The following is a 2,277-nucleotide window of genomic DNA, read 5'->3' on the forward strand; positions in this document are numbered from 1 at the left end:
CCTTGAAAGGCGTTCCGTGAACACTTTATCTCCATCCCAAACAGATGATACTGGGCAGAGTGGCCGCGTTCAGCTGCACAGACCATCAACATGCAGAGATCTCTCGAAGCAACCCACATCAGACTGCCTTGGTTTTGCCCGGCACGGCTGATCGCGCCAGTCTTGCTTACGCTTTTTAGTCTGGCTTGCCCAACTCGAGCAGCTTTGCGGCGAAACAACATCAACACAACACGCAAAAGCTGAATTTTAGGTTGCATTATTCCTTTGAAGCAATCAAAAAGCTTTACTCACGTATTCGTGAGTGTTGTTTTTTGCCCTTTATTGCGCAAATTGAATTAACGTAACGGAAATAGGGTGTTGTTACCGTCGTGTCGGGTTCAGCGGATGGCCCGCAACCGGATTAAACGGGGGGTGTACATGTTCAAGACGCTTACGGCAGCGCTGTCGCTGTTTTTCATCCTTGCGGTTGGCGCCGCATGGGCTCAATCGGGCGGACAGTTCTTTGACCCGACCACCAAAAAGTGGATCACCTACGGTCCGACTTACGGAGGAAAGTCTCCCGTCAAACGCAAGATGGTCGACTACAATGGCCCCTACAGCACCGGTACAATCATTGTCGATACCGGCGAACGGCGTCTTTATCACGTCCAACCCGGCGGCAAGGCGATGAAGTACGGCGTCGGCGTCGGCAAGGAAGGTTTCCAGTGGGCCGGAACGCACCGGATCACCCGCAAGGCCGAGTGGCCAGGCTGGACGCCCCCTCCGGAAATGCGCGCCCGGGAACGCGCGAAGGGGCGCATTTTGCCGACCTATATGGAAGGCGGACCAAACAATCCCCTTGGAGCCCGCGCTCTTTACATTGGTTCCACGCTCTACCGGATCCACGGCACGAACCAGCCATGGACGATTGGCGACGCGGTTTCCTCCGGCTGTATCCGGCTGGCCAATGAAGATGTGATCCATCTTTACAACAACGTCACCGTCGGATCGCGCGTGGTGGTCGTCCGTTGAGGACCCGATGAATTCAAGTGCGAAGCGCAGCACGATGCTGGCCGTTCAAACTGAAGCGCTATTCCTCAGGGAAAGCCTCCAAAAGCAAAATCCGCCTTTGGAGGCGTCCTTGCGTTTTTGGCAGATGCGATTGATTGATCGTCAGGGGCACTGCGGCCGCATAGCGTGTCCCGGTTGGATTTATCTGCGACGCGCAACAATGGAACGGTTCTGTTCTCCATACGGGAGAGACCGCTGCAGATTGAACAGTCTACACTGTGTTGCAAGACGCGCTTGAATGCACCGTCATCGTCCAGCGGCCGGCAAAACTCCAAGCGCTGACAGGCTTTCCCTCCTCTGCGAATGAGGACACCTGAAGAGGTTGCGCGCGCAAAACCATGAATAATAATAGCCGACTGAACACATGCCAACTCCGCAAAAAAACACGAACAGCCGTTTAAATTTCAAGGCAGATCGTCTCTACGCTGCGTCAATTGGAGCTATTCTGGATTGAGCTTTAGAGTGGAGTGAAGTTCATCACGACGTTCTTTCATAGCCTCACAGCTTATTTTTTTCAAATACCGCAAAGAATTGTCCGCCGAAGTCTCTGTCGCCTTGTGGTGAACCATCACCAACTGGTCGCCAAGCCGGTAGTTTGTGGAATTTCCCTGATCCGGCGCGCCAATGATTACGGATTTTGCCACCGGGTCGAACACACCGCTCAGATACTGACTGGGAATATAGAACCCTTCGCTTTCCGACCAGACATCCAGCGTGCTGTTCACCAGTTCTGAATACTCCGGCCCGCCACCGACGGGGTCAAAAGACAACATGATCTCTTGGCTTGCGGCCTTGTATCCGTCAGGCTTGTTGTAGTCGGTCCTGATGATTATTCCGCTTGGTCCGGTCGATCTCCAGCACCCAATGAAATCCCGAACCGTGATCGGCGCCTGCCCGGTTTCCTGGGAAGCCGCCGGAGAGACCGATGCCAGCTCCCCCGCTACCGAAATGGCAGCTATCCCCATGGCTGCTCGTGACAACCAGCCCCCTTCAAACCGCGCCATATCCACAACTCCATATAAGCAAAGTCAGAATTTTTACTTTAAATGAAATTACCTTAATCGCGTAATTTGCGCCACATAGTTTCAGGAATCTTCGAAAGATATTCTTAGTTAATACACCTTGAATGAATTCACACAGATACAATTGAAGATTTGCTTATTTACCATTGCGGAAACCAAAGCGAGCTGACGCCCAAGTGAATTCAAGCGCCAAGTGCAACACAAT

General features: G+C 52.7%; 3 protein-coding genes. 1 reads left to right on the forward strand and 2 read right to left on the reverse strand.

Annotated features, from left to right (window positions below; all coding sequences use genetic code 11):
• The coding region (locus tag E1297_RS49640) for a hypothetical protein (protein WP_209015603.1) at window positions 1-257 on the reverse strand (257 nt) is incomplete at its 3' end.
• 160 nt (window positions 258-417) lie between these two features.
• Between E1297_RS49640 and E1297_RS02620 the strand changes: the two genes are divergently transcribed.
• Window positions 418-1,011, forward strand: a complete 594-nt coding sequence (locus E1297_RS02620) for a L,D-transpeptidase (protein WP_155133541.1) — start codon at window positions 418-420, stop codon at window positions 1,009-1,011.
• Between the two features lie 479 nt (window positions 1,012-1,490).
• Here the strand turns inward: E1297_RS02620 and E1297_RS02625 are convergent, their stop codons facing one another.
• Window positions 1,491-2,054 carry a hypothetical protein gene (locus E1297_RS02625; protein ID WP_155133544.1) on the reverse strand — a complete coding sequence of 188 codons (564 nt, stop codon included), beginning with the start codon at window positions 2,052-2,054 and terminating at the stop codon, window positions 1,491-1,493.
• Window positions 2,055-2,277: the final 223 nt, after the last annotated feature.

It is taken from the genome of Roseibium sp. RKSG952, from assembly GCF_009711355.1.